The organism is Rivularia sp. UHCC 0363, from assembly GCF_034931125.1.
GTDB lineage: Bacteria > Cyanobacteriota > Cyanobacteriia > Cyanobacteriales > Nostocaceae > Rivularia.
In genome coordinates this window covers 95,245-100,589 of record NZ_JAYGHM010000025.1, presented here as the reverse complement: position 1 = coordinate 100,589, position 5,345 = coordinate 95,245, and the positions used below count along the sequence as shown (strand labels likewise).

General features: G+C 38.6%; 6 protein-coding genes. 2 read left to right on the top strand and 4 right to left on the bottom strand.

Translation table 11 applies throughout. The features are described 5' to 3' along the window. Positions 1–624 precede the first annotated feature (624 nt). Positions 625–804, top strand: a complete 180-nt coding sequence (locus VB797_RS16065; RefSeq protein ID WP_323238712.1) for a replication restart DNA helicase PriA — start codon at positions 625–627, stop codon at positions 802–804. Between the two features lie 78 nt (positions 805–882). Here the strand turns inward: VB797_RS16065 and rlmN are convergent, their stop codons facing one another. From rlmN to VB797_RS16045, 4 genes are all read right to left on the bottom strand, one after another. Further along, positions 883–2,001, bottom strand: coding sequence for a 23S rRNA (adenine(2503)-C(2))-methyltransferase RlmN (gene rlmN / locus VB797_RS16060; protein WP_323238711.1), 1,119 nt, complete (start codon positions 1,999–2,001; stop codon positions 883–885). A 97-nt stretch (positions 2,002–2,098) separates the two neighbouring features. Beyond that, the gene (locus tag VB797_RS16055; RefSeq protein ID WP_323238710.1) at positions 2,099–2,452 is read right to left on the bottom strand and encodes a phenylpyruvate tautomerase MIF-related protein; all 354 of its coding nucleotides are present in this window, start codon (positions 2,450–2,452) and stop codon (positions 2,099–2,101) included. A gap of 123 nt (positions 2,453–2,575) precedes the next feature. After that, the gene (locus tag VB797_RS16050; protein WP_323238709.1) at positions 2,576–3,994 is read right to left on the bottom strand and encodes an isochorismate synthase; all 1,419 of its coding nucleotides are present in this window, start codon (positions 3,992–3,994) and stop codon (positions 2,576–2,578) included. Next, positions 3,991–4,278, bottom strand: a complete 288-nt coding sequence (locus VB797_RS16045) for a hypothetical protein (protein WP_323238708.1) — start codon at positions 4,276–4,278, stop codon at positions 3,991–3,993. Before VB797_RS16045 ends, VB797_RS16050 begins: the two co-directional genes overlap by 4 nt. A gap of 18 nt (positions 4,279–4,296) precedes the next feature. Between VB797_RS16045 and menA the strand changes: the two genes are divergently transcribed. Then, positions 4,297–5,193: a 2-carboxy-1,4-naphthoquinone phytyltransferase gene (menA, locus tag VB797_RS16040; RefSeq protein WP_323238707.1), complete on the top strand. Its 897-nt coding sequence runs from the start codon at positions 4,297–4,299 to the stop codon at positions 5,191–5,193. Positions 5,194–5,345: the final 152 nt, after the last annotated feature.

Below are 5,345 nucleotides of genomic sequence, written 5' to 3'. Positions count from 1 at the left end.
TCTACTTAATAACCGCTATTTGATATTTATTGCCTACCAAAATTCAAACAAATAAAAAATTATGGGTAACTTACAACTGAATAAATCAGCTATCAATTACCCATTGTCCATTACCCATTACCTACCATTAGATTAACAAATAAAATAAATCTATCGTAAATCGAATATTCGGAGTATTTTCGGAATATTTACTCAAATTTTGTCTGTATTTCTATTTTTAGCCCCAATCCTTTACGGCTTCATCTTCATATTTCGTTATTTTAACTATAAAGATGTTATAAATCAAACTTGTTTAAAAAATAATAATGTTTTTACAAATTATAAATCTAGTTAGGTTATTCTAGAATGACTCTAAACCAAGCGGTCTCAAAGGATAAATGACAACAATCGCCCAATCGAAATATATAAATCGCGTTCATTCAATCATTTTTGTATCTAAAGTTGGATGGCAAAGGGTCTCAAGAGTAAGACAATAAAAAACACATATAAATATTGCTCTGCTGTACAGGTCTCAAACTGAATTCTATGAAATATCCATAAAATCAATGTGAATCGAGCATCTAAAAGGTAACGAACCGAAAGTAACACCAAATTATCCTAAATATTACAAAAGCAGGTTTAAAAATGAGAATAATACAAAAAGTTTGTTGTTCTAACTGTGGAAACAAATGTGAAAGACATCATATTGATGAAAGCCAAATATGTCGTACCCAATGTGCAAAATGCGATTATTTAATGATTAACTGTACCCGTACCGGAAGAGTAATTGAAGCTTACGCACCCGGTATTTACGCAAATAAATAAAAAAAGGGCATAGGTTAAAGGTTAAAATTCTTTTTGTCCCCTTGTCCCCTTGTCCCCCCATCTCCCCATCTCCCCATCCTACTTTTTCCCAGCACGTAACTGTCCGCAAGCAGCGTCGGCTTCTAAACCACGGGAGTAACGAACGCTGTGTGCTATGTGGTGTTTTTCTAAGGCTTGTACAAAAGCTTGAATGCGATCGTAGGGGGGGCGCTTATATTCTGATTCTTCAATGGGATTGTAGGGTATCAAATTTACGTGACTTTGAAATCCGCGTAATTGCCGCGATAGTTGGTGAGCGTGTTCTGGGAGGTCGTTCACACCGGCGAGCAAAATATATTCAAAAGATACACGTCGTCCGGTCATTTCTACATAATCGCGACATTCAGCAAGTAATTCTTCAATTTTATATTTGTGAGCGCTGGGAATAAGTTCTTCTCGCAACTCTTGATTAGGTGCGTGGAGACTGACAGCAAGAGTGATTTGAAGACGATGTTTTGCAAGATGACGAATGCGTCCGGGAATACCCACTGTGGAAAGCGTTAAGTTACGCTGTCCAATTCCTACATCTTTATTAAGGCACTGAATCGCGCTTAAAGTATGATCTACATTTAATAATGGTTCACCCATACCCATAAATACGATATGGCTAACTCGCTGTCCAAAGTCTTCCTGTACGGTCAAAACTTGGTCTACAATTTCGTGACGACCTAAATTTCGCTTGTAACCACCTTTACCAGTAGCACAGAAATTGCAAGCCATCGGACAACCAACTTGAGTAGAAACGCAAACCGTTAGACGTTCTAAATCTTCTGAATTTTCTGCTTGTCGATTATTTTTTCCCCATTTCTTAAAAGTGGGAATCCCAACGGTTTCGATAACTTCTCCATCTGCTAGTTCCAAAAGATATTTTACGGTACCGTCGGGAGCGGTAGAACGATGATGTAGAGTAGAACGTCCTACCGAGATTTCTGCTACAGATTCCCGCCACTGTTTAGAGAATACAGTAATATCACTCAAAGAACGAGCGCCTCTTTGGTATATCCACTGATGCAACTGTTTTCCTCTGTAAGCTGGTTGTTCGTGTTGCTGTACCCAATCTGTAAGTTCTGACAAGGATGCTCCCAACAAAGGAGGAATAGAGAGTTTCGGGGATTGAGGAACGGGAGGTTTAGAAGAAGCTACAGAATTAACAGACATAGTGGAACCGCGATCGCTAAAAAGTCATTGAATCTTTATGGTAGAGTATTTGACGTTTTTATTGCTGGGGAAGTGTAGATTTTAAAGTTTATATATTTTAACCAAATGTACCGCCATTCCAACCCCACATTGCACCTTTCGCATCCGCAAATTCGATGTAAATGCGATTTGTTGGTACACCAAGGGTTTGATTAATTTCTTGACAAAAGTCCTGACTCATCGATTTTGTTTGTTCCGGCTTCATAGTGCCGACACTTTTGATTTCTATATAGCAAGCTGGGTCGGAACTACCAGCGAAAGTCATGGGAACTTCTGCTTCAAAAGCAGTCATTACATAAGATTCCGGTTTCCCAGTATGCTTGGCTAACTTAGACGATAAAGTTTTCAACATTCCCTCCACTTCAGCTTTTTGGGGAGTAGATACAGAACTTTGGACTTTAATTAAAGGCATAAGCTGATTTTAGATTTTGGATTTTGGATTTTAAGAACGGATGGTTTGTTCAAAAGGTGCGTTAGATGCGAAACACATATATTTTCTCACAATCGGAACTACGAAATAATAATTGATAATTGATTAAGTTAACGCTTTCAACAAGGCTTGCAATTTAAGCTGAATTTCTGCAAATTCTTTTTCTGGGTCTGAACCTGGTACAATTCCCGCACCCGCATACAAAAGGGATGATTTCGTGGAAGTGTCGATCAGTGCCGAACGAATTCCCACGATAAATTCACAGTTACCTTCAGAATCGATCCAGCCCAAGGGGGCAGCGTATAAGCCCCTCTCGAAGCTTTCATAACGGCGAATTTCCATACAGGCAACATCCGGTGCAACTCCCGCTACTGCTGGTGTAGGATGCAGTTGAGCGACGATTTGTAAAGGATGCACGTTGCGGGGAACTTTGGCGATAATGGGTGTCCACAAATGCTGAATATTTGACAATTGTCGCAATCTCGGAGCTAAAACTTGGGGCAGTAAACCTAGACTGAATAACCTTTGAGTAATAAAATCAATTACTAGGGAATGCTCGTGTCTTTCTTTTTCACTATTAAGCAGGCGATCGGCATTTTTCGCGTCTTCTTGCGGTGTTTTCCCCCTCGCAGCACTTCCAGCTAAAGCATCTGCGATTAGCTTTTGGTTGCGAATTGCAATTAACGTTTCCGGAGAAGCACCGATAAAATTTTGTCCTCTACCATTACTTGTAGAAAAAATACAGCAGTTGGGGTGTAGCTGTCGGAGATTATTTAATGATTTGAATAAGTCAAATGGAACACTTGACCTGATATTTAGAGCATCCGCTAAAACAATTTTACTATAGTGACCTTTACTGATACTTTCTATTGCCGATCGCACTGATAGTTTGAATTTAATTGGTTTCGCGATCGACTTTTTAATAAATTCCGGTCTAGAATCATCTAAATCAACAAAATTGTATTTTAAAATATTGATAGTCGTAACTTTTCGCCACAAATATTCTAAAGTTTCCTCTATATTCAAATCCGCATTAACCAAAATATTGGCTACTAATACACAGCGGTCGTTTTTACGAGTGACTTGCCATTTTGGTAAAAAGATGGTAGCTGCTGAAAAAGGGTAATCTTGCTGAAAATTTGTTTCAAAAAAACTAAAGCTGCAAAAAAATAACGGTTTTGTAAAATAATGATTTACGTTGCAAAAATTAACTATTTTGCCCAGAGAATCCTTGATAAATTTTTCAGCTTGAGAAAAACGTTCTTTACCTGCAAATTTAAATTTTGTTACCGCATCAAGAGCGGCGATCGCCTCTTTTTTGCTGGGGTTTTCCCAGTAGAAATTAAGCCGATCAGATTTGGATAGTTTCTGGAAGACAACCAGAGGGTCTACCGAGTCAATTTCTAAGGCAATACTAGCTATTTGCGTGTAACTATTCTTAATGCAATATGCTCGATTATTTACAAGAAATTGGTATAGTTCCTTATTATATACAGCAAACTCGGCAGAACATAGTGAAATCATAGTTTTAAAAATAGTAAATTTTTTTGAAGATCTCTTCCTAAAGCATCATGAAACGTGGTCGTATTTCTACAGGTAGCACATTCAGATGCAGTTTTACCAGCTAGCTGAGGAGACACAACGGTGATGTCAAAAACCTCCTTAACTTGCAGCAGTGTAAATTTTACAGGAGCTTCCGTTCTAAATACAGCCCCATTAGACAAGGGATGTAGTAAAGGCAGATAGCTGGTAAAACAGAGGCTATGATGAACACGCTTGCTACTTTGTGTCGGTGGAAAATTTAGCAATTCAATTGATTGCGACTGATGACTACAAAGCTGATTTTATATCCCAATAAAAAGTTATGGATGGCGGCGATCAAACCGCCAATGTATAGCGTTGCGATTATGCCCATTTGGGTAGGAACGGCTGTTGCTTTTGCCGAAACAAAGGTGCTTCATGCAGCCGTTTTTTGCACGTTTTTAGCTGCTGCAATTTTGATTCTTGTCTGGGAAAATCTGAGTAATGATGTTTTTGATTCCGATACAGGAATTGACATTAATAAACCTCATTCTCTAGTGAGTTTAACAGGCAATAGACAATTAATTTTTTGGCTAGGAAATTGCTTTTTAAGTCTGGGATTGTTGGGAATACTAGCAATTAGTTGGTGGCAACAAGACTTGACTGTAATTGGAATAATTTTGCTCTGTTGCGGTTTAGGATATCTTTACCAAGGACCTCCTTTTCGTTTGGGATATCAAGGTTTAGGAGAAATACTTTGCTTCTTTGCTTTTGGTCCCTTGGGAGTATCGGCAGCATATTACAGCCAAACTCAAAGTTGGTCTTTAACGAGTTTAGCCGCTTCGTTAATAGTTGGTATTGCCACAACTTTAGTGTTATTTTGTTCCCATTTTCATCAAGTGAAAGAAGACTTAGCAGCAGGTAAACTTTCACCGATTGTTCGTCTGGGGACTCAAACAGGTTCTCAAGTTTTAAACTGGTTAACTGGTAGTATTTATGTGTCGATATTGATATTTGTAATTTGCGGAATATTTCCCTTCTGGACGCTTTTAAGCTGGTTTAGCTTACCTTTTGCTCTACAGTTATGTAATCATGTCGGGCAAAATCACAATCAACCCCTCAAAGTTAATAACTCCAAATTCATCGCGATCGCAGTGCAATTTTGGTGTTGTTTGCTATTAGGATTAGGATTTATCTTGTGAATCAATTATCAATTGAGGATGGAGACAAGAGGAAAAGGGGATGGGATAGGGAGAGGGTCTAGAAATTAAGAGTTACAAAATCCTCTGTAGTGCGAGCATCTTGCTCGCTTGCTGTTTCCAAATGGGAAAATCCCCCAGCCCCATTCCTAACT

Excerpts from the sequence above, each read along its gene's own strand:
- VB797_RS16050 (WP_323238709.1), bottom strand. The coding sequence starts at position 3,994 with ATGATTTCACTATGTTCTGCCGAGTTTGCTGTATATAATAAGGAACTA.
- VB797_RS16055 (WP_323238710.1), bottom strand. The coding sequence starts at position 2,452 with ATGCCTTTAATTAAAGTCCAAAGTTCTGTATCTACTCCCCAAAAAGCT.
- menA (WP_323238707.1), top strand. The coding sequence starts at position 4,297 with ATGACTACAAAGCTGATTTTATATCCCAATAAAAAGTTATGGATGGCG.
- VB797_RS16065 (WP_323238712.1), top strand. The coding sequence starts at position 625 with ATGAGAATAATACAAAAAGTTTGTTGTTCTAACTGTGGAAACAAATGT.
- rlmN (WP_323238711.1), bottom strand. The coding sequence starts at position 2,001 with ATGTCTGTTAATTCTGTAGCTTCTTCTAAACCTCCCGTTCCTCAATCC.